The organism is Loktanella gaetbuli, from assembly GCF_020531945.1.
Lineage (GTDB): Bacteria > Pseudomonadota > Alphaproteobacteria > Rhodobacterales > Rhodobacteraceae > Loktanella > Loktanella gaetbuli.
Genome location: NZ_JAJATZ010000002.1, coordinates 156,209 through 176,681, shown reverse-complemented (window position 1 = coordinate 176,681; position 20,473 = coordinate 156,209). Strand labels below are relative to the sequence as shown.

17 protein-coding genes and 1 tRNA gene are annotated in these 20,473 nt (G+C 63.0%); 4 read left to right on the top strand and 14 right to left on the bottom strand.

Going from position 1 to position 20,473, the window contains the following annotated elements; genetic code table 11:
• Positions 1–10: 10 nt before the first annotated feature.
• From LGQ03_RS04415 to LGQ03_RS04400, 4 genes are read right to left on the bottom strand one after another with little or no spacing between them, the layout of a single operon-like run.
• Complete coding sequence (locus LGQ03_RS04415) at positions 11–1,132, bottom strand: DNA polymerase III subunit delta' (RefSeq protein ID WP_226747412.1); 1,122 nt, start codon at positions 1,130–1,132, stop codon at positions 11–13.
• On the bottom strand, positions 1,129–1,752 hold the full coding sequence (gene tmk, locus LGQ03_RS04410; RefSeq protein ID WP_226747411.1) for a dTMP kinase: 624 nt from the start codon (positions 1,750–1,752) through the stop codon (positions 1,129–1,131). The genes LGQ03_RS04415 and tmk overlap by 4 nt, the downstream gene beginning before the upstream one ends.
• A complete protein-coding gene (locus LGQ03_RS04405) occupies positions 1,749–2,948 on the bottom strand; it encodes a D-alanyl-D-alanine carboxypeptidase family protein (protein WP_226747410.1) in 1,200 nt (399 codons plus the stop codon). Before LGQ03_RS04405 ends, tmk begins: the two co-directional genes overlap by 4 nt.
• An 18-nt stretch (positions 2,949–2,966) precedes the next feature.
• Positions 2,967–3,800 (bottom strand): SPOR domain-containing protein, encoded by an 834-nt coding sequence (locus tag LGQ03_RS04400; protein ID WP_226747409.1) that lies wholly within the window; start codon positions 3,798–3,800, stop codon positions 2,967–2,969.
• Between the two features lie 223 nt (positions 3,801–4,023).
• Between LGQ03_RS04400 and LGQ03_RS04395 the strand changes: the two genes are divergently transcribed.
• Positions 4,024–4,113 (top strand) — tRNA-Ser (locus LGQ03_RS04395).
• Between the two features lie 644 nt (positions 4,114–4,757).
• Here LGQ03_RS04395 and LGQ03_RS16760 read toward each other — a convergent pair.
• The 7 genes from LGQ03_RS16760 to LGQ03_RS04360 form a co-directional block, all read right to left on the bottom strand.
• Positions 4,758–4,976, bottom strand: coding sequence for a selenium-binding protein SBP56-related protein (locus LGQ03_RS16760; protein ID WP_404807447.1), 219 nt, complete (start codon positions 4,974–4,976; stop codon positions 4,758–4,760).
• Between the two features lie 67 nt (positions 4,977–5,043).
• Positions 5,044–6,735: an acyl-CoA synthetase gene (locus tag LGQ03_RS04385; protein ID WP_226747408.1), complete on the bottom strand. Its 1,692-nt coding sequence runs from the start codon at positions 6,733–6,735 to the stop codon at positions 5,044–5,046.
• A gap of 1 nt (position 6,736) precedes the next feature.
• Positions 6,737–7,537: an enoyl-CoA hydratase gene (locus LGQ03_RS04380; RefSeq protein WP_226747407.1), complete on the bottom strand. Its 801-nt coding sequence runs from the start codon at positions 7,535–7,537 to the stop codon at positions 6,737–6,739.
• Between the two features lie 4 nt (positions 7,538–7,541).
• A complete protein-coding gene (locus LGQ03_RS04375; protein WP_226747406.1) occupies positions 7,542–8,012 on the bottom strand; it encodes an OsmC family protein in 471 nt (156 codons plus the stop codon).
• A 29-nt stretch (positions 8,013–8,041) separates the two neighbouring features.
• A complete protein-coding gene (locus LGQ03_RS04370) occupies positions 8,042–9,181 on the bottom strand; it encodes a glycine cleavage T C-terminal barrel domain-containing protein (protein ID WP_226747405.1) in 1,140 nt (379 codons plus the stop codon).
• A 161-nt stretch (positions 9,182–9,342) separates the two neighbouring features.
• On the bottom strand, positions 9,343–9,834 hold the full coding sequence (locus LGQ03_RS04365) for an Lrp/AsnC family transcriptional regulator (protein ID WP_090160121.1): 492 nt from the start codon (positions 9,832–9,834) through the stop codon (positions 9,343–9,345).
• Positions 9,835–10,211: 377 nt separating this feature from the next.
• A complete protein-coding gene (locus LGQ03_RS04360) occupies positions 10,212–11,096 on the bottom strand; it encodes an AraC family transcriptional regulator (protein ID WP_226747404.1) in 885 nt (294 codons plus the stop codon).
• Between the two features lie 160 nt (positions 11,097–11,256).
• Here LGQ03_RS04360 and LGQ03_RS04355 point away from each other — a divergent pair, with 160 nt between their 5' ends.
• The 3 genes from LGQ03_RS04355 to LGQ03_RS04345 all read left to right on the top strand — a co-directional run bounded on the left by LGQ03_RS04355 (position 11,257) and on the right by LGQ03_RS04345 (position 15,551).
• Positions 11,257–11,787, top strand: a complete 531-nt coding sequence (locus LGQ03_RS04355; RefSeq protein ID WP_226747403.1) for a Rossmann-fold NAD(P)-binding domain-containing protein — start codon at positions 11,257–11,259, stop codon at positions 11,785–11,787.
• A 12-nt stretch (positions 11,788–11,799) separates the two neighbouring features.
• Positions 11,800–12,609: an SDR family oxidoreductase gene (locus tag LGQ03_RS04350; RefSeq protein WP_226747402.1), complete on the top strand. Its 810-nt coding sequence runs from the start codon at positions 11,800–11,802 to the stop codon at positions 12,607–12,609.
• A 458-nt stretch (positions 12,610–13,067) separates the two neighbouring features.
• Positions 13,068–15,551: an excinuclease ABC subunit UvrA gene (locus tag LGQ03_RS04345; protein ID WP_226747401.1), complete on the top strand. Its 2,484-nt coding sequence runs from the start codon at positions 13,068–13,070 to the stop codon at positions 15,549–15,551.
• A 136-nt stretch (positions 15,552–15,687) separates the two neighbouring features.
• On the opposite strand, the gene LGQ03_RS04340 is transcribed toward LGQ03_RS04345, so the two are convergent.
• From LGQ03_RS04340 to LGQ03_RS04330, 3 genes are all read right to left on the bottom strand, one after another.
• Positions 15,688–16,815, bottom strand: a complete 1,128-nt coding sequence (locus tag LGQ03_RS04340) for an iron-containing alcohol dehydrogenase (protein WP_226747400.1) — start codon at positions 16,813–16,815, stop codon at positions 15,688–15,690.
• A gap of 97 nt (positions 16,816–16,912) precedes the next feature.
• Positions 16,913–19,021 carry a S9 family peptidase gene (locus LGQ03_RS04335; protein WP_226747399.1) on the bottom strand — a complete coding sequence of 703 codons (2,109 nt, stop codon included), beginning with the start codon at positions 19,019–19,021 and terminating at the stop codon, positions 16,913–16,915.
• Between the two features lie 339 nt (positions 19,022–19,360).
• Positions 19,361–20,470: a C45 family autoproteolytic acyltransferase/hydolase gene (locus LGQ03_RS04330; RefSeq protein ID WP_226747398.1), complete on the bottom strand. Its 1,110-nt coding sequence runs from the start codon at positions 20,468–20,470 to the stop codon at positions 19,361–19,363.
• Positions 20,471–20,473 lie beyond the last annotated feature (3 nt).

Genomic DNA, 20,473 nt, shown 5'->3' with positions numbered 1-20,473 from the left:
TGGGGGCCTTTTAGGGGCTGGCGTCGGTCTGTGCCACACGCTCTATGCTGAAGATCATATCCAGCACCAGCGCGGCAGGGTCAAGGTTCACCGCCCGTCCGTGGCGCGCGCGCGCGCCTGCGGTCTGCGTCAGATCCGCCCAGGCGCGGGCCGCGCGGTCGTGCGGGCTGATCCGTGTCAGCAGGCGGGCCTCGCCGGGGGCTCCTTGGGTGCGCGGCTCGCCGGCGATACCCGCATGGGCGGCGCGTGACAGCAGCAGGTCGAATAGGTCAAGCATCAGGGCAAAGCGGTTGGCATTCTGCTTGCCTGCGCAGCTTTCGGCCAGTTTCAGCGCTGCGGTGCGGTCGATCTGGGGCAGGCCATCCAGCAGCTGAACCAGTTGCGCGTAAAGTGCCAGTCCGTCCTGGGTCAGCAGGCGGACCGCGTCGCCGGCGGACCCGCCAGAGAGCGCCTGCAAGGCCTGGGATTGATCGGCCGACAATCCGGCCTGGTCCAAGACAGCGGCAAGGTCATCCGCCCCAAGCGGTGCGCAGCGCAGCACCCGGCAGCGTGACCGGATCGTGGGCAGCAGACGCGACGGCTGATGCGCAATGAGAAGCAGTGTCGTGCGGGCAGGCGGCTCTTCCAGTTCCTTGAGGATGGCATTGGCGGCGGCGCGGTTCATCTCGTCGGCGGCATCCACGATCACGACCCGGCGGCCGCCATCGGCGGATGACATCTGAAAGAAACCTTTCATGCCGCGGATGGTATCGACGGTGATATCGGCCTTGAGGGTGCCTGTCTTGTCGTCGACGGGACGGCGCACGACAAAGAGGCGTGGATGCGCGCCGGCTGCGATCAGCCGCGCATCGGGGTGGTCCGGCGCGATCGCAAGCGAGGTGACGGGCGGCGGATCACCGAACAGACCTGCGTCCGGGCTGGCGGGCTGGGCCAGCAGAAAGGTCGCGATTTTCCACGCCAGCGTCGCCTTGCCCACGCCCCGCGGGCCCGTGATCAGCCAGCCGGAATGCAGGCGTCCCGTGTTGTAGGCATCCAGAAAATCAGCGATCGCCGCGTCCTGACCGAACAGGACGGGCGTGTCACGCGGATGGGGCGCGCCTGCGATGCGATCTGGTTCGGGCAGATCGGTCATAGGCGCGATGCGATATCGGCAGCCACACTGTCGGGGTCACGGTCGCCGTCGATCAAGACGCAGCGTTCAGGATGATCGCGTGCCAGATCGCAAAAGACCGACCGCACCTTTTGCTGCAACGGCAGGCCCATATCCTCGAACCGCTGTTCCGCACCCACGCGGGCCAGACCACGGGCAAGTGCCGTGGCAGGGTCCATGTCGATGATGAATGTCAAATCGGGTTCCAGCCCGATCATCAGCGCGTGCAACTGGTCGACCGTGCCGCGCAGGTCACCGCGCGTGGCCCCCTGATAGGCGCGCGTGCTGTCGGCGAAACGGTCGCAGATCACGGTATGTCCTGCGGCCAGTGCCGGTTGAATCGTCTTTTCGAGGTGATCCCGGCGGGCGGCGTTGAACAGCAGCAGTTCCGTCATGGCAGACCATCTGCCCGGGTCGCCTGTCAGTACGAGGGTGCGGATTTCCTCTGCACCTGCGCTGCCGCCCGGTTCGCGGGTCAGCACCACCTGTTGACCACGCGCCCGCAGATCGTCTGCAAGACGCCTGGCCTGGGTCGACTTGCCGGACCCGTCGATACCTTCGAAGGTGATGAACCGACCGGAGTGCGGGTCGACTGAGGTCATGCCGCCTCTTCGGCGTCGGCGGGTGCTGCGGCTGCGGGATCGGCGGTGCGGGATGTGACCTTGCCCAGTAGCACCTGCGCGGCGGTGCGCATCCGTGGCATGAAACCGCCACGCGCCACATCGGCATCGGCGACCAGTGGGACGCGGCGGTCGGGCAGGCCGTCAAATTCGATGACCAGCTCGCCCAGCGTCTGTCCGGCGGTGATCGGTGCCTGCACGGGGCCGCTGAATGAAACGCTGGCGTTCAGCGTGTCGCCATTGGTCGTCGGAACCAGCATCTGCAGATCTTCGGCAACGGTCAGGCCGATCTGCTGCGTTTCGCCCATCCAGACATCGGCTGTCGCGATCCGCACGCCAGAGGCCGCGACCTCGCGTTGCGCGAATTGGCGAAAGGCCCAGTTCACAATTTTCTCGGATTCCTCGGCGCGTTCCTGTGGGGTGTCCATGCCGGACAGCACAAAGATGATCCGCCGCCCATCCTGTTTGGCGGACCCCACCAGACCATAGCCGGCCTCGGATGTGTGACCGGTTTTCAGACCATCGGCACCAATCCCCAGTCCCAGGATCGGATTGCGATTGCGGCTGTTGGATGGCACGCGCCCGTCGAACAGAAATTCCTGTTCGGCAAAGATCGGATAGAACGTCGGGAAATCGACAATCAGACGCTCTGCCAGAATCCCCAGATCGCGCATCGACATGCGGTGACTGGGATCGGGCCAGCCACTGGAATTGGCAAAGGTCGAATTGTTCATGCCCATTTCGCGCGCGCGCGCCGTCATCATCCGGGCAAATCCGGCTTCGGTTCCATCGGGCGACAGTGCCTCGGCCAGCACGGTGCTTGCGTCGTTGCCGGACAGGACGATCACGCCGCGCAACAGATCCTCGACGGTGACGCGATCCGTCGTATCGAGGAACATCGACGATCCGCCGTAGCTGGCCGCATGGGCGGACACGGGCAGTTCTTCGTCTATGCGCAACCGACCGTCCGCCACGGCCTCGAATGCCATGTAGATCGTCATCAGTTTCGACATAGACGCTGGTGGCAGCGGCGCATCCGCATTTTTTTCAAGCAGCACGGTGCCGGTGGTCATGTCCATCACAAACCCCGAACCCGCGCTTGTCTCGAACTGCTGTGCCATGGCAGTGCTGCCCAGCAGTGAGAGTGCGAGGGCTGCGATACGCAGGGCTTGAGTCATGGTGAAATCCTCTTGGTATCAGTTCGTCACGGCATAGGCATCGTTGAAACCCAGCGCCTTGACCTTGTCCAGAACGGCGCTGCGGTCGGCGGCCGTGGGCGCGGGCCCGACGGTGACACGGTAGAACGTCTTGGTCTGGCTTTCTTGTGCGATGACGTTTGCCGAAAGCCCGTCGCCGCGCAGTGCGGTCGCGGTATTGTTGGCGTTTTCCTCGATGCTGAAAATGCCGATCTGGATGAACGGTTTGTCCAGCGTAGAGGTCGCGGCAGGTTGTGCCACAGGGGCAGGGGCCACGGCGTCCGGTGTCGCCGCTGCGACCGCGACGGGGGCGTCATCCAGTGGTTCGGCGGCGATCACCTCTGGCGCGTCAAAATCGGTGATCGCGGTTTCGGTGGGTGCAGGTGCCTCTTCGCGGCGCAGCGCGACGACGTTCAACTGCGCGGGGCTGCCAGCCAGCATGCCCAGCTCTTCGGCCGCATCTGACGACACCTGAAGCGCTGGCCCGGGATTTTCACGTTCACGCCGGAACAGGGCACCGATCACGAAACGCCCGTTGGACGTGTTGCGGATGATCACGCGTTCGGGGTCGGTCACGGAGGGATGCGCGACCCAGACGCCACCCAGCGAAGGCCGTCCGTCCCACAATCCGGCCTCGGTCAGGTTGAAGACCTCGGGCGCTTCGATGTCGCGGGCATTGGCGGCGTCCGCCGGCGTCACGATGGGCGCGGCAGCCTCGTCATCGGCCGCGGCACCGAAACTGGGCAGGTTTTCGCATGCCGCCAGTGCGACCGCACTGACTGTCATCGCCAGCCAGATTGCAGGTCTGGAAACACGCCGGAATTCAAATGCCATTGCTCGCCCTCTCTTGCAGGTCGCACCGTGGCCGTTTTGCACGGCACTTGCGCTGATGCGTCATTGTATGGGGCGTGACCGAAGCAACCCCCCGAAATCCTGAGCGGAGTCTAGCGTCACTGCGCCGTGAAAGAAAGCCAAAGCAGGTGCGGTCTCGGCGGAATTCCCCAGAGTGTGAAGTGGCTTGTCCTGACGTCTTGGCCGGATTATGAGGTGCCTGCGCGGAGGCTTGGCAGAGTGGTCGAATGCACCGGTCTTGAAAACCGACGAGGGTGAAAGTCCTCCCAGGGTTCGAATCCCTGAGCCTCCGCCAGACGAGTTCCGCTCAACAAGTCAGTTGCCCATTCGTTTCAATTGATTAAGGCGTTTGAATTGGGACGTGTCGGGATGGTCATCTTGATTTGCTGCCCATTTCGCACCACATCCCCGAGGGTTTTGGAGGTGTGCGATCTCAGACAACCTTACCCCACGCGGCAGGACGGTTTACCCGAAGCGACGCGTGCCAGCGCGGTTTGCTGATGTGGAGCCGCGGCCTGTTATCTGGCACAGCTTGAAAACAGATTCTCGCGTAATCGCGCTGTCGAAGGTAGAACGCGTTTGTGCGGGATACCTTGATGGATGGGAAGCGCGGCTTGCGGGGCGTGACGGGGATGCGGAGGCCCGGTTTCGGGCGGCGCGCGATCTGGCCCCGCGATAAGGTTACGCTTTTCTGACTGCGGGGCCGCCGCCAAGGGTCGAGACATAGATGCCCTCGGGTCCGCAGTGGATCGTGTGGGGCGTGTAGCGGGTCTTGGAAAAGACCTCCTCGGGCTTGATGATCTAGTGGATTTTCGCCTTCAGCGGGTTCTTCACGTCGATGATGTCGATGCGCGACGAACGGATGCTGGGAATGATCAGGTAGCGGCGTTCCAGAAAGGCGTAGGCAGACAGCGGCGACAGGGACGAGGAACTGGCATTTCAGCCGAAATGGTGAAACTCGTCGCCGGTGTTGCGCGTGATCACCTGATGGACGATCTGACCGTAGGTGTCGGACGTGGGGTCCACGTCGACGACTCCCAGCCCGCCGGGTTGCGACCCGTCCGGGCAGAGCATCAGTGTGAAAGCCAGCGTTTCTGGCGGGGCGTCCATTGCGAGTTTCGGGGGCGCGTGAAACGTTGGGTCCGGTCTCAGGTCCATTGGTCCTTTCTCCCTTGAAAACGTCTATGGCCTTTCTCGGTCTCCTCGGTCCGATCCTATCACGGATTTAAAGTGCAGGATGCCTGTTCTTGTTTGTCGGTCCGGATGGTGCCGACGCGACCTCTGCCGCCAGCGCACGCGCCTGTTCGCGCAGCACGAATTTCTGGATCTTTCCCGTCGTGGTGCGCGGGATCGGCATGAAGACGATCCGTCCCGGCACCTTGTATCCCGCCAGATTGCTGCGGCACCAATCCCGAAGCTGGTCCGGGTCCACGTTAGCACCCGCTGACAGTTCGACGAAGGCGCAGGGCGTTTCGCCCCAGCGGTCGTGCGGCATGGCCACGACGGCCACGACGGCCACGTCGGGGTGACGATACAACACCTCCTCGACCTCGATCGAGGAGATGTTTTCTCCGCCAGAGATGATGACGTCCTTGGACCGATCCTTGAGCTGGATATAGCCGTCAGGGTGCATCACGCCGAGGTCGCCTGAATGGAACCAGCCCCCGGCGAAGGCCTCCTGCGTTGCCTGCGGATTGCGGAAATAGCCTTTCATCACGACGTTGCCGCGAAACATGACCTCGCCCATCGTCCGGCCGTCGCGTGGAACGGGCATCATCGTATCTGGGTCCAGCACGTCGAGCTGTTCCAGCGGCAGATAGCGCACGCCTTGCCTGGATTTCAGACGCGCCTGTTCGGCAAGCGGCAGATCGGACCAGCTGTCGTGCCAGTCATTCACGACGGCGGGACCATAGGTTTCGGTCAGCCCGTAAAGATGGACGACATCGAAACCCGCTGTCTTCATGTCCGCCAACACCTTTTCGGGGGGCGGGGCGGCAGCGGTGAAAAACTGGACGGTACGATGCAGGTTGCGTTTCGCCGCCGCGGGGGCCTGGATCATCAGCGACATGACGATCGGAGCGCCGCACAAATGGGTCACGCCTTCATCTGCGAGGGCTGTCCAGATCGGTTCGGCCCTGACCTGTCGCAGGCAGACATGGGTGCCGATGATGGCTGACAGCGTCCAGGGAAAACACCAGCCGTTGCAGTGAAACATCGGCAGGGTCCACAGATAGACCGCATGTTTCGGCATCGACGCCGTCAGCGCGTTCCCCTGCGCCAGCAGGTAGGCCCCGCGATGGTGCGACACCACGCCCTTTGGATCGCCCGTCGTGCCAGAGGTGTAGTTGATCGCGATCGCGTCCCATTCATCCAGTGGCATCAGCCAGGCAAAATCCGGGGCGCCTCCCGCCACGAAAGCTTCGTAGTCGAGGGCATCTACAGCGGCGGTCGGTTCAGTGAATTCCGGGTCGTCGTATTGGATCAGAACCGGTTTAACCGTCGCCAGCGCCAGCGCATCCTGCATCAAGGGCATGAATTCGCGGTCCGCGATCACCAGCTTTGCGCCGGCGTGATCCAGCTGGAACGCGATGATCGCCGCATCCAGTCGCGTATTGATCGAATGCAGCACCGCGCCACACATTGGCACACCGTAATGGCATTCCAACATCGCGGGCGTGTTGGCCAGCAGGGCCGAAACCGTATCCCCGCGCCCGATCCCCGCCTGCGTCAGCGCCGAGGCCAACTGCCGCGACCGTCGGTAGAACTCAGCGTAGCTGCGCCGCAGCGCACCGTGCACGATGGCCGTATGCTCTGGAAACACGCTGGCCGCGCGTTCCAGAAAAGTCAGCGGAGAAAGCGGCTGATGGTTCGCGGGATTGCGGTCGAGCCCGGTGTTGTAGGGGTTCACGTCCGTCATGTTATGCATCCTGCCAAGCGGGGGCGCGTTTGGCAATGAAGGCATCAATGCCTTCCGATGCGTCGCGGGCCAGCATGTTCTCGACCATGACCTGCGTGGCATAGTCGTAGGCATCTGACAACGTCATGTCGCGCTGCGCGTAGAAGGCGCGTTTGCCTGTCGCCAGCGTCATGCTGGACTTCGACGCGATCTTGCGCGCCAGATCCATCGTGGTGTCTCGCAGATCGTCAACGGCGACGGCCCGGTTGATCAGCCCCATGTCTGCCGCGCGGTCCGCCGGGATCATGTCGCCGGTCAGCAACATTTCCATCGCGTGTTTTGCGGCCACGTTGCGCGACAGGGCGACCATGGGGGTCGAGCAGAACAGCCCGATGTGAACGCCCGGGGTGCTGAACGTCGCCGTGTCGGCGGCGATGGCAAGGTCGCAGCTGGCGACAAGCTGGCAGCCTGCGGCGGTGGCCACGCCCGTCACCTCGGCGATGACGGGTTTCGGGCAGGTGACGATGCCCTGCATGACCCCGGAGCACTGCGTCAGAACCCGCACGAAATAGGCGCGCCCTTCGTCCGGACCGCTGCGGCCGGCTGTCATTTCCTTCAGGTCGTGACCCGCACAGAACGCGGGGCCCTTCGCGGCAAGGACGATAACCCGGACCGCAGGATCGGCAGCGGCCCCTGCGAAGGCGGCCGCCAGTTGCGCCAGCATCTCCTCTGACAGCGCGTTGCGCCGCGCGGGGTCGTTCAGGGTCAGACGCAGGATGCCGTCGGCGTCCAGTTCGCGTGTCAGGATCTCGGCCTTCAGCATGGCATCAGGCCCCCTCGCGTGCGGGCTGCATGATATTGATCGCCACGCTGTCGGCCAAGGTGTTGGCGATAAAGCAGTAGCGGTGCGCGCGGTGCTGCATCTTGTCCAGCTCGGCATCTGACGGTGAAAATCCGGTGTCGAACCGCACGACCGGGTGCAGATCAATGCGCGTCACCGACATCTGCCCCTGCGCATTCTTGCCCAGATGCGCGACCGCATAATCGCTGTAGCTTGCGACCGGCCAAGCCGCCTTGGCCGCCAGCGCCAGAAAGGTCATCATGTGGCAGCTGGACAGCGCCGAGGCGAGCGCCTGTTCGGGGTTGGTGTTGGCCGGATCGCCGCCCCAATCCGGGGCGGCATCAACCTGAATGTCGCAATCGCTGTTGAATTGGACGGTATGCGCATTGGAATACTTGCCGGTCAGCAGCGCGGGTTCCCCACGTTGCCAGTGCAACTGGATCGAAAGGTCGGACATGGGTCAGGTCTCTTGCTGGGCCGGAACGCTTACGCGGCGGCGAGTTTCTTCTTGGGGTCGTAGAACGGACGCTCGACCACGGTGGCGCGCGCCGGGCCGGACGGGGTCATGACCTCGACCTCGGTCCCGATCTGCGCATGGGCGACCTCTACCATTGCCAAGGCGATGTTCCGTTCCAGCCGGGGCGAATAGACCGCGGATGTGACCTTGCCGATCTGCGCGCCGTCACTTTTGATCGGCCAGAACATCGTGTTCGGTCCTTTCAATGGTGCACCCTCGATGATTACTCCGACCTGCAAGCGGGTCACACCCTCATCGCGGATGCGGCGCAGCGCGGCCTTGCCGATGAAATCGGCCTCGATGTCGAGGTCCACAAGGCGGTCGAGCCCCAGCTCGTAGGGGTTCGTCGTGATGTCCGCATCCGCATGGTAGGACAGCATCCCGCCCTCGATCCGGCGGATCGAGGAGGTGTGGCCCGGCTTCAGGCCGAAGGCCATGCCCACTGCCATGATGCGCTCCCACAACGCATCCCCATGCGTACTGTCGCGCAGATAAATCTCGTAGCCCAACTCGCTGGACCAGCCGGTTCGCGACACAAGCAGCGGGATGCCGTCCAGTTTAAGTTCGCGGTGCCAGTAGTATTTCAGATCAAGGATGCTGTCACCGAACAAGGCCTGCATGATTTCGCCTGACCTCGGTCCCTGAAGCTGCAACGGCGACACGTCCGGTTCACCGATCGTGACGTCAAGGCCGGAATGGACGGCGACGCCCTGTGCCCACAGCAGGATGTCGCTGTCGGCCAGCGAAATCCAAAAGTGGTTTTCGGCGAGGCGCAGCAGGATCGGATCGTTGAGGATGCAACCCTCGGCGTTGGTGATCAGGACATACTTGCACTGGCCTACAGCCATCTTTGACAGATCGCGCGGTGTCAGCATCTGCACGAAACGGGCCGCATCGGGGCCGGTGATTTCGACCTGACGTTCCACAGCCACGTCGCACAAGATCGCATCGTTGACGAGTGTCCAGAAGTTCTGTTCCGGATCGCCGAAATCGCGCGGGATGTACATGTGGTTGTAGACGGAAAAACCCTTTGCACCCCACCGCACAGTGGCGTCGAAATAGGGTGATTTCCGGATCTGTGTACCAAAGCCGAAGTCGTCTGCGTGCATATTCTTCCCCCCTTGTGCGTCACCGGCTGGATGGGCCGGGACGATTGAACCTGCGGCGAATTTAGGCTCGAGAGATGGCCATGTTCGGTCTGAAAAATCGGCGGTTTCAGACCGGACGGGCTGATTTTTGGGCAGAAATTGTACTGTTTGGTCTGAGCGGGTCAGCCGACGTCTTTTGCCGCCAGCTTGGCAAGGTTGGGTCGACCTGCCTTGACGATGCGAGTCGCGATGTAGGTCATGTACCGGTCCACGCCGAGTTCAGCATCCAGCATCGCCTGCATCAACGCTTGAAACGACGTGAGACTGGAGCTGACGGCCTTCAGCACGTAATCCATGCCGCCTCCTGTGGCGATGCATTCCGTGATCTCGTCCCGGGCCGTGACGAAGGCCTCGAACCTGTCAAAGTCGGCCTTGCGATGGTGGGTCAGGGATACGGTGACAATGACCTGGGTCACATCGCAGACACGGTCGATCGCGATGTCACCTTGATAACCCCGGATCAGACCCGCAGCCTTCAGCCGATCCAGACGGACCCAGCACGGCGTCGCCGATATGTTGGCAATCTCGGCAAGCTTTGCCTTGCTCAGCTGCCCATATTGCTGCACCGCGCAAAGGATCCGAATGTCGGTCGCGTCGAGGCCAATCCTTTTCATTCTTCGGCTATCCGCAATGCATTAAGGTTCTTGCGGTGGCACACCGCTGGTTCCGACTACGATAACACGCAAGACCCGGCTAGGTAGACAGCTTTACGACCGATTTGCGTTCGCCAGCGGCAAGGGACAAATCTGTCGGCGTCCCAACGGTTCGGAATGCCCTGCAACAGGCGTTTGGGCGCTCGACAAGAGTTTCATTTTCGGACTGGCAGCATTCGTCGACAGTCTGAGCCCGCGTGGTCGCCTTGAGCGCATAGCTGACCTTGGGCACCCGAAAATACTGCGCAATGCATGAGTGACTGGTCTGGGAAGCTGCATTGCAGCGTCAGGTGCGGCGATGAATGGCAGTTAATGGCCGGGCTTGATCATCACGGCGTTCACTCGGCGGCCAGTGCAGCCCGGTCCTGACGGGGAGACAGGCCGAACTTTCTGGCATACTCGCGCGAGAATTGGGCCGAGCTTTCGTAGCCGACGCGGAAGGCGATGTCCGAGACCTTAGCTTCCGAGGCGTGCAGCGCGCTTCGGGCCTGCAACAGGCGCAGGTCCTTCTGGTATTGCAGGGGCGAGGTGCCGGTGATGGCCTTGAAATGCTCGAAGAAGGCCGAGGGGCTCATGCCGATGCTTTCGGCAAGCGCGCCGACGACCAGGGCACGCGACAAGTCGGACTGGATCTCGCGCGTGGCGCGGAAGATGCGGCTAGCGGTGGTCTCGTGCCACATCAGCCGTTGGAGGGCGCCCGCATGCGGCCCCAGCAGCAGCCGTGCATGTATCTCCTGCCGGGTGATCGGAGAAAGCAGGTGACGGGTGTCATCCCGCGCGCATTGGTCGATCAGGCGGACCAGCGCGTTTTCCATGCCGGGGTCCGTCGGGCAAAGTGTGATCGAGAACGGGTCTTTCATATGAGGTGCCCGCGCGGGCGGAACCGCCGGGGCCAGCCCACGCAACAGGTCAAGATCCAGCGGCTGGACCAGCGCGAGATAGGGCGTCGCAGCCGTGGCCTCTGTGATGCGCGAGACGACCGGCAGCGCGTGACTGACGATCAGCGACTGTCCCCGGGTCACCGTCAGGCTGCGGGTGCCGGTGCTGACCTGCTTGGCCCCTTGCAGCACAAGACACAACAGCGGGCGATAGACTGTGGCGCTCTGGGGTGTCGCGGCGGCGTGCCGCAACAGGTGCAATCCGCTGGGTGCATGGGCCAATGCGCCCTGCGACACCCGCGCCTCATCCAACAGCGCCACCGCGCGTTCCAGCAAACCTGTCATGCCGTCCTCCCTTTGCAGATCTGATAGCATGACGGTGCCCCGATCAATGACGGAAATTTCAAACGTTCGGAGGATCGGGCAAGTTTTTCGGACAATCGAGAAAGAGACCGTGTCCTGCGCGGAGTATCGTCATCTTATCAGCATGCGAGGACAACGATACATGGCAAAGGTATTCATCACCGGGATCGCAGGCGGTTTTGACCCGACCACGGCGCGGGGGCACATGGTGGCGGGCAGTGTGCGGAGCCGCACCGGCCGCAACGCAGACACTGTTGCTGCGCTGGAGGCCGAAGGTTCATGGATCGTCGAGATGGACGTGACCGACACCGCCAGCACCGAGGCCTGCATCATCGCGCCGGGCAACATGCCCACGGCCTTCTTGGACGGGATGGTGACGCCGAACGACCCGACGCTTGAGGCCCAGTACGGCGATTTTGCAGCCGTTCCCGCCCTGTCAGCGCAAGGGCTGGCGCAGATGCTCGACGCCACGACGAATCAACGCCCCGAGCGCATCGCCGAGGCTGTCGTCGCCCTGCTCGCTCTGCCCTTTAGCCAGAAACCCTTCCGCACCGTGGTCGATCACACCGGCGTCGCGCCCAAGATCGAGCGCTACAACACCGTGCTGCAGGACGTAACGCGCACCGTCCTGACCCGCTTCGGCATCGCTGACATGCTGCGCCTCAACGCCTAAAGGAGTCCTCTCATGTCCACCATCCTCATCACCGGCGCGTCCTCCGGCATCGGCAAAGCCACCGCGCTGCGCTTTCAGTCTGAAGGCTGGAATGTCATAGCCACCATGCGTGATCCTTCCGTTTCGGACCTCGGCGAGCTCGACAACGTATTGGTCACATGGCTGGATGTCACGGAACCGGCGTCGATCACGGAGGCCATCCACGCGGGAACCGACCGTTTCGGCAGCATCGACGTCCTGCTGAACAATGCGGGCTACGGCGCCTATGGCCCCTTGGAGGCGTTTTCAACCGACCGCATCCGCCGCCAGTTCGATACCAATGTAATCGGCTTGCTGGAGGTGACAAAGGCGGTCTTGCCGCAGATGCGCGCGCGCCGCGCGGGCACCATCGTCAACATTTCCTCCATCGGCGGGCAGATCACCTTGCCGCTGGGCACGCTCTATCACGGCACCAAGTTCGCCGTCGAAGGCCTATCCGAGGCGCTGCATTACGAACTGGAACCGCTGGGCATCCGCGTTCGCATCGTTGAACCGGGCATGATCAGGACCGATTTCGGCGGGCGCTCCTTCGACTTTGCCATGGGCGAGGATCTAACCGACTACGCCCCCACGGCAGCCGCCATGGGACGGCTGTTCGGCAGGCTGGCATCGAACCCCTCAGCCCCCGAACTGGTCGCGGATGTGATCTGGCAGGCGGTGACGGTCCCCGGCGACCAGCTGCGCTTCCGCGCCGGATCGGACGCCATCGACCTGCTGGACCGGCGCAAAACACAGGACGACGCAACCTTCATCGGCGGAATCAAGGCGTTGATGAACGAGTGATGGTCTGATCAGCCGAAGCGGCGTGACCTCCGCTTCGGCGCTCGGCGTTGCGGCATACGACTCTTGTGACGAACGGCAGTTTGGGGCCGGAGGCGGACTTTCATTGCGGGACAGAAGACCGCCAAAGTGGGCCCGAACCTGACCTTCGCTGCGACTTGCGCGCATGGCGGCCAGTGCCGACGGGAAGAAAGTTCCCGGTGCGACCGCCAAGGTTTTCGTCGTTGTTTTATAAATTTCTTGGCCGCCATGGCGCGGGGCAAACCGATTGTCGCAGATGTCTGGCGCTACTGTCAGAATTTGCGCGTCGAAGAGACCCGGCCTTTCGCTTTGGGCAAAGTGTGATAGCCGTCTGACTGTATAGCCGATTGTCTAAAAACAGCCCATGCGGCTGAAGAGGTGAATTTATCCCAAAGAGTAAATTTGAATCCGGCCCTGCCAAGGTCGAGAACAGCGTTCGGGTGCGTGGCGCGCGTGTCCATAACCTCAAGGATATCGACATTGATGTGCCGCGCGACGCGTTGGTCGTCTTTACCGGCATTTCGGGGTCCGGCAAATCGTCGCTGGCCTTTGGGACGCTGTTCGCGGAATCGCAGCGACGGTTTCTGGATTCCGTTTCACCCTATGCGCGGCGGTTGATCGATCAGGTGGGCGAACCCGATGTCGACAGCATCGAAGGCCTGCCACCTGCGGTTGCCTTGCAACAGCAACGGGGCGCGCCGTCCGCCAGATCTTCGGTCGGCAGTGTCACGACGATCTCGAACGGGTTGCGGATGTTGTATTCGCGTGCGGGTGACTATCCAGAAGGGCAGGGGATCCTTTACGCGGATGCGTTTTCGCCCAACACGCCGGATGGTGCCTGCCCGCGCTGCCACGGCATCGGCCGCGTGTTCGATGTGACCGAGGATCTGCTGGTTCCCGACCCGGCAAAGACGATCCGCGACGGTGCCATCGCCGGGTGGCCGCCGGCATGGGGCGGGCAGAACCTGCGCGATATCCTGATCTCTCTGGGATATGACATCGATGTGGCCTGGCAGGATCTGCCACGCGACACCCGCGACTGGATCCTGTTCACCGACGATGCCCCAGAGGTGCCCGTTTATGCCCGCATGACACCGGAGGAAACGCGAAACGCCCGCGAGGAGAACCGCTCGCCCACCTACATGGGGACCTTCACCTCTGCGCGGAACTATGTGCTGCAGTCCTTTGCGACCACACAAAGTGCGCGCACCAAAAAGCGCGTCTCTCAATTCATGGATATTTCAGTCTGCCCGCTGTGCGACGGCAAGAAACTGAAGCGCGAGTCGCTTTCGGTCACTTTCGCAGGGCTGGATATCGGCGCGATCTCGCGGCTGACGCTGGGCGATCTGGCCAGTTTGCTCCACGAGCGGGCGGAACGCGACCCGGTGACGGATGACCAGAGCCCTGAAAAGGCCATCGTCACGCAGCGCATCACGCGCGACATCATGGCCCGCGTGGCGGCGCTGACGCGGCTCGGCCTTGGCTACCTGTCGCTGGACCGCAATACCGCCACCCTGTCGCCGGGGGAAATGCAGCGCTTGCGTCTGGCCACGCAGATCAGGTCGCAGCTGTTCGGCGTGGTCTATGTGCTGGACGAGCCATCGGCAGGGCTGCATCCCTCTGATACGCAGGCGCTGCTCGGCGCGCTGGATGATCTGAAAGGGGCGGGCAATTCGCTCTTCGTGGTGGAACATGACGTCAATGTCATCCGGCACGCGGACTGGATCGTGGACATTGGCCCCGACGCGGGCACGGAGGGCGGCAGGGTCGTCTACAGCGGCCCGGTCGATGGGCTGCAACAGGTCGAAACCTCGCATACCGCGCGGCATCTGTTCGCCGACGCGCGTGCGGGCACCCGCACACCCAGAGAATCGTCCGGCTGGCTGCGGTTGGCCGATGTGACGCGCAACAACCTGCAGGGGGTGAACATCGACTTGCCGCTGGGCGTTTTGGCGACCGTGACCGGCGTGTCGGGGTCGGGCAAATCCAGCCTTGTCAGTCAGGCGTTGGTTGCGCTTGTCGGCGATGCGCTGGGGCAGAAGCCACCTGCTGAAACGGCTGAAAACGAACCCGAGCTGCTGGAGCAGGAGGTCGACACCCCGACCGACGGGCAGATCGTGGATGGCATGCAGCATGTCCGGCGTCTGGTCGTGGTGGATCAGAAACCCATCGGTCGCACACCGCGGTCCAATCTGGCAACCTACACCGGACTGTTCGACCATGTGCGCAAACTTTTCGCTGCGACGGACGACGCGCGGGCAAGGCGATATGACGCCGGGCGCTTTTCGTTCAACGTGGCCAAGGGGCGCTGCCCGCACTGCGAAGGTGCGGGTTTTGTCAGTGTCGAACTGCTGTTCCTGCCCAGCGTCTTTGCCCCCTGTCCCGTGTGTCGCGGGCAACGCTACAACGACGAAACACTCGACATCCGCTACCGCGGCAAGACCATCGCGGAGGTTCTTGATCTGACGGTGGACCGGGCGCAGGAATTCTTTGCCGACGATCCTGCGATCCTGCGCGCCGTCGAAGCATTGCGGCAGGTTGGCCTGGGTTATCTGCGCCTTGGGCAGCCCGCGACGGAACTGTCGGGCGGCGAGGCACAGCGGATCAAGCTTGCGACCGAGTTGCAACGCGCACAGCGCAAAGACACGCTTTATATTCTGGACGAACCGACGACGGGTCTGCACCCGGCGGATGTGACCCTCTTGCTGGCGCAGCTGGACCGTCTGGTCGATGCGGGAAATTCGGTGATCATGGTCGAACACAACATGCTTGTGGCGCGGCAAAGTGACTGGATCGTCGATATCGGTCCCGGTGCAGGCGACGATGGCGGCCAGGTTGTCGCCCAGGGCCCGCCTGCGGTCGTGGCAAAGTCTGCGAACAGCAAGACAGCGCCGTTCCTGTTTCCAAAGACGGATGCGTCATGATGGGCGCAATCGTGTCACGCTGTCCGGCAGTCTGCTGATCTTGAAAAGGATCGGCGTGGCTGAAGAGATTACGCCGCGCGACCGCAGACCGCACCGGTCGCGGACCATGACATGCGGCAGTGCGTCAGGCCGCTGACTAGGCCGACTGCCTCAGGATATCCAGATATTCCCCTTGCGTGGCGATGCGGGGATTGGTGCCGTGGCAGTGGTCCTTCATCGCGGCATTTGACACGTCGATCATCATCTCTTCGGTCACGCCCATCGCGGCCAGTCCACTTGGCATCCCAAGGCGGTCGTTCAGGGCGGCACAGGCGTCCGCCGGATCGCCGCCCATGCGGTCGGTTAGCACATCCCATTTCGCCCCGATGGCGTCGCGGTTGAACCGCAGCACCGCGGGCATCAGCACGGCATTCAGCGTGCCGTGATGCAGGTTCAGCGACCGGATCGCGCCCAGGGGGTGTGTCAGGGCATGGACGGCACCAAGGCCCTTCTGGAACGCCATTGCACCTTCCAGCGCGCAGGTCATCATGTCGCGCCGTGCGCCGGCGTTCTGACCGTCCATCGTTGCCACCTCGATGCTGCGCAGGCCGCAGTCCAGACCGTGCAGGGCAATCGCCTCGGCCGGCGGGTTGAAGGACGGTGCCATGTAGGTTTCCAGACAGTGCGAGATCGCGTCCATCCCCGTCGCCGCCGTCAGCATCGGTGGCAGACCATAGGTCAGGGTCGGATCACATAGCGCGATGGTGGGCAGGTTGTGCGGCGACAGGATGCCCAGCTTGCGGCCCGCAGCCGTGATGATGACTGCGGCGCGGCCCACTTCTGACCCGGTGCCGGATGTCGTGGGAACGGCGATCAGCGGGCAGATGTTGCCGTGGATGCGCGCGACGCCGCCGTTGACAGCGGCATACTGGTCCAGCGGGGCCGGATGACCGGACAGGATGCGCACCGCCTTGGCCAGATCAAGCGAGGATCCGCCGCCGATCCCGACGACCCCGTCGCAACCTTCCGCCTGATAGACGGCGAAGGCGTCCATCGCGGCGGTCTCGGTCGGGTTGGCCGGGGTGCCGTCGAAGATGGCAAAACTGCCCAGCCCGGCTGTGACCTTGTCGATCATGCCGGTGGCCATCAGCCCTTTGTCGGTCGCGATCAGGGGTTTGGTGACGCCAATCTGGTCCAGCATGGCCGGCAGTTCCGCGATGCGACCTTCACCAAACTCGATGCGGGTCAGGTAAGATATCGTCCCTGTCACGTTTGCGGTCTGCATGGTCTTGGCACCCTCTTGATTGATATTCTGTGGTTGGAAACTCCGGATGATTGGGCCGTTCCCAGTCAGTCGTCCAGGCCATAATGTTACCCCTCGATCAGCCTGCCGACAGATCGGTGCCCGTTATCTTCAGCGCAAAGGCATAGGACCGCGCCGCATCCTCCAATGCCGCGAACCGCCCGGATTTGCCGAAATGGCCCGACGTCATATTCGTGCGCAGCAGCAGGATATTGTCGTCGGTCTTGGTCGCGCGCAGACGAGCAACCCACTTGGCGGGTTCCCAATAGGTCACGCGCGGGTCGGACACGCCCGCAGTCACCAAAATCGGCGGATAGGCCTGTGCGGTGACGTTGTCATAGGGCGAATAGCTGCGGATATCGTCAAAGGCCTGACGGCTTTCGATCGGGTTGCCCCATTGCGACCATTCGCCCGGCGTCAGGGGCAGTGTGTCGTCAAGGATCGTCGTCAGCACGTCGACAAAGGGCACATCGGCGATGGCCCCCGCCCACAGGTCCGGCGCCATGTTCAGCACGGCACCGACCAGCAGACCGCCTGCCGATCCGCCCTGAATGACGATGCGGCCCCGGTCGGTGTAGCCATCGGCGATCAGCTTTTGCGCGGCGGCGATAAAATCGTGGAATGTGTTGAGCTTGCCTGCGAATTTCGCAGCCTCATACCAGTTGCGGCCCAACTCTTCTCCGCCCCGGACGTGGGCGATGGCGTAGACGGAGCCGCGGTTCACCAGTGACAACCGGTTGGCCGAAAAGGATGCTGGCATGGTCGCGCCGTATGATCCGTAACCATACAGCAGACAGGGTGCCGTGCCGTCCAGCGGCGTGTCCTTGTGATACAGGATCGTCACCGGCACCTGTGCGCCGTCATGCGACGGGGCCGTCGTGCGGATCGTGACGTAATTCGCCGGATCGTGCCCCGAGGGGATTTCCACTGTCTTGCGCAGGGTCCGGGTGCCGGCGGACAGGTCGTAGTCAAACACCTGTGGCGGCGTGGTTGGCGACGCGTATGTGAAGCGAAAACTGTCGGTGTCATATTCCGGGCTGGGATCGCTGCCGAGGCTGTAGGCCTGCTCGTCAAAGCTGATGCTGCGCGCGGCCTCGATCGGCGCGCCCGCACGGACATAGCAGATGTGGGGCAGGGCGTTGCGCCGCTCTGTCCAGATCGTCCAACCCTTGTGGGCGGCCAGACCAATGATCATGCGGCCATCCTCGTGCGGGATCAGGTCGCGCCAGTTGTCCCGCGCCGGTGTCGCCACAGGCGCTGTCACTACCTTGAAATCATGCGCCCCGTCTGCATTTGTCAGGATCAGAAATGCATCGCCCTGATGTTCGATATCGTATTCCAGCCCCGTCGTGCGCGGCTCGATCACCTGCGGGGTCGCCGTCGGATCGGCCGTCGGGATGATACTGATCTCGTTCTCGTCATTCATGCCGGTGGACAAGGCGATATAGGCACCGGACCGCAGGCGGGACACATTGACGTGGTAGCGCGTGTCGTCTTCCGTATAGACCAGCGTGTCGGTGGCAGGGTCCGTGCCAAGGGTATGGCGATAGACGCGGTTCGGATGGTGTCGCGCATCGACGCGCACATAGAACAGGGTCTGCCCGTCCGCCCAGGCGACAGAGGCCACATCGGGAATGTGATAGTTGAAGTCCTTACCCGTCGTCAGATCGCGAAAGGTCAGGCGATGAAATTCCGACCCGTTCACATCCGCAGCCCAGGCCAGTGTCGCGTGATCGGGGCTGACCTGCGTCGTGCCAAGCTGAAAGTAATCCTGCGTCGCGGCCATGACATTGACGTCCAGCATGGTTTCAGCGGCGCCACCGTGGCGGGGCGTGCGAATGAAAACCGGATATTCCGCGCCGTCGTCGTAGCGCAAGCCGTAGGCGTAGGGTCCGTTCTCGCGCGGCACGCTGCTGTCGTCTTCCTTGATGCGGCCGCGCATCTCGGCCACCAGACGCGCCTGCAGGTCGGCGGTGTCGGCCATCGCGGCGTCGTAGTAGGCGTTTTCGGCCGTCAGGTAGTCAGCAATATCTGCGGGCAGCCGGTTGGGGGCGCGCATCGCCTCTTGCCAGTTGTCGGCGCGCAGCCAGCCGTAATCGTCATGCAGATCAACGCCGTGAACGGTCGTCACGGTCGGATTGCGCGCGGCGGCAGGCGCATTGGGCAGGGCAGGGAACGGACGTGGCATGGGAATCCTTCGGATGGCGTTTCATCCAGACTGGGGATCAACAGCTCGAATGACAATGGCACACAGCGGGTCGGCCAGCTTCCGGGCAGCAGCGGGCGGGTGTGCGTTCAATGACTATTGAGGGCTGTTCGTAGACGACTTGGAACGGAGGACGTGTAGTCCACAGTCGGCAAAAGCGACTGCGCCTCGACTTCGAATGGTGCCGATTGCCTTGAGGTGCCCGTCGTTTCCTGAACGCCCGGCGCGCGCATTTCCTCTGCGTGTTTTCATGGTCAGAGGATGACAGCATACCGCTGTTCGCCTTGCGTGCTGGCCCCCTTCAACGGGGCCAGCGATGTGTCACGCGTATTCCGAGATATAGTCCTCGACCGATCGGCCTCTCCCTTCGGCGTAGTCGCGACCGACGCGGGACCAGTCAACCCGTGCGGCAGCAGCCCAGTCGATGCCAGCGCGTACGCCGGTCGCATCCGTGGCTGCTGTCAGCGCACCGCTTGCGTAGTTCGCTGTCCGCTGGCCTTCGGCAAAACCGTCGAGCGATTGCTCCCATCGTTCGCCTGCGATGGTCAGCACCAGCGTCCTTGCCTTGGGATCATAGTCCGCCGTGAACAACGTCCCGAAACCTTCGCCATAGCGGGTCTGGATCAGCGGGGCCGCGAGGAACGACTTTGCCAGATCCCGCGCGGGCGTCTGCAGCCCCGACAGATGCGCATGACGCTCCTCGGTCTTGGTAAAATCGGGCCGGTCGGCGCGGGTTGCCCCGCTTTGGTGATTGGTGGCAATGGCCTTGTCCATCACCTTGGCGCCGCCACCGGGCGACAGCTCCACACTTGCCGTAGCCCCGCATGCATCGGCCAGCACAACGTTGTAGGCCATGTGGGATGGGACCCGATGCAGTACGGTCAGCGCCTGATCCACGGTGTCACAGGTTTCCAGCACATAGCGCAAGATCGTGGTGATGCCGAAGCCTTCAGCGCTTTCAGAACGCCCGCCGTATGCCAGCGCGATCGATAGCCCCGCTTGGTTGATCCCGTCAGACAGGCCCCAGAGGAATTCGACCATGCCCATCACCGCGCGGCCAGTCCATTCGGTCCGCAAAAGCAATCCTTCATTCAGCGTGGGCGACAAATCATAGTTGCGCACCAGCCGGACATCTTCGGCGTCCGCGACCGCCGCGAGAGAGCAGCCACCCAAGTAAGTCGGTGGGCACCAAGTCGACAGAAACTGCTTGGCCCGATCGGTTCCGCCTGCCAGTTCAGCCAGACGGTCGTAGGTCGGCACAAGCTCTGGCATGTGCTGCTTCAGCGCTGCGCGACTTTCGGAGGCCGTGGGGCCGTTGTCGCCGCCGCGGGCCACGAACCACGCTTCGTAGGCGGGCCAGGACCGTTTCCAGCGGGCGCGCCATTTGGGGCCGGGGATCGGTTCGGAAACCGCATCGAAGGTGAGTGTCATGTC

Coding starts and splice junctions, on each gene's coding strand:
- LGQ03_RS04415 (WP_226747412.1), bottom strand. CDS start 1,132: ATGACCGATCTGCCCGAACCAGATCGCATCGCAGGCGCGCCCCATCCG.
- tmk (WP_226747411.1), bottom strand. CDS start 1,752: ATGACCTCAGTCGACCCGCACTCCGGTCGGTTCATCACCTTCGAAGGT.
- LGQ03_RS04405 (WP_226747410.1), bottom strand. CDS start 2,948: ATGACTCAAGCCCTGCGTATCGCAGCCCTCGCACTCTCACTGCTGGGC.
- LGQ03_RS04400 (WP_226747409.1), bottom strand. CDS start 3,800: ATGGCATTTGAATTCCGGCGTGTTTCCAGACCTGCAATCTGGCTGGCG.
- LGQ03_RS16760 (WP_404807447.1), bottom strand. CDS start 4,976: ATGGACCTGAGACCGGACCCAACGTTTCACGCGCCCCCGAAACTCGCA.
- LGQ03_RS04385 (WP_226747408.1), bottom strand. CDS start 6,735: ATGACGGACGTGAACCCCTACAACACCGGGCTCGACCGCAATCCCGCG.
- LGQ03_RS04380 (WP_226747407.1), bottom strand. CDS start 7,537: ATGCTGAAGGCCGAGATCCTGACACGCGAACTGGACGCCGACGGCATC.
- LGQ03_RS04375 (WP_226747406.1), bottom strand. CDS start 8,012: ATGTCCGACCTTTCGATCCAGTTGCACTGGCAACGTGGGGAACCCGCG.
- LGQ03_RS04370 (WP_226747405.1), bottom strand. CDS start 9,181: ATGCACGCAGACGACTTCGGCTTTGGTACACAGATCCGGAAATCACCC.
- LGQ03_RS04365 (WP_090160121.1), bottom strand. CDS start 9,834: ATGAAAAGGATTGGCCTCGACGCGACCGACATTCGGATCCTTTGCGCG.
- LGQ03_RS04360 (WP_226747404.1), bottom strand. CDS start 11,096: ATGACAGGTTTGCTGGAACGCGCGGTGGCGCTGTTGGATGAGGCGCGG.
- LGQ03_RS04355 (WP_226747403.1), top strand. CDS start 11,257: ATGGCAAAGGTATTCATCACCGGGATCGCAGGCGGTTTTGACCCGACC.
- LGQ03_RS04350 (WP_226747402.1), top strand. CDS start 11,800: ATGTCCACCATCCTCATCACCGGCGCGTCCTCCGGCATCGGCAAAGCC.
- LGQ03_RS04340 (WP_226747400.1), bottom strand. CDS start 16,815: ATGCAGACCGCAAACGTGACAGGGACGATATCTTACCTGACCCGCATC.
- LGQ03_RS04335 (WP_226747399.1), bottom strand. CDS start 19,021: ATGCCACGTCCGTTCCCTGCCCTGCCCAATGCGCCTGCCGCCGCGCGC.
- LGQ03_RS04330 (WP_226747398.1), bottom strand. CDS start 20,470: ATGACACTCACCTTCGATGCGGTTTCCGAACCGATCCCCGGCCCCAAA.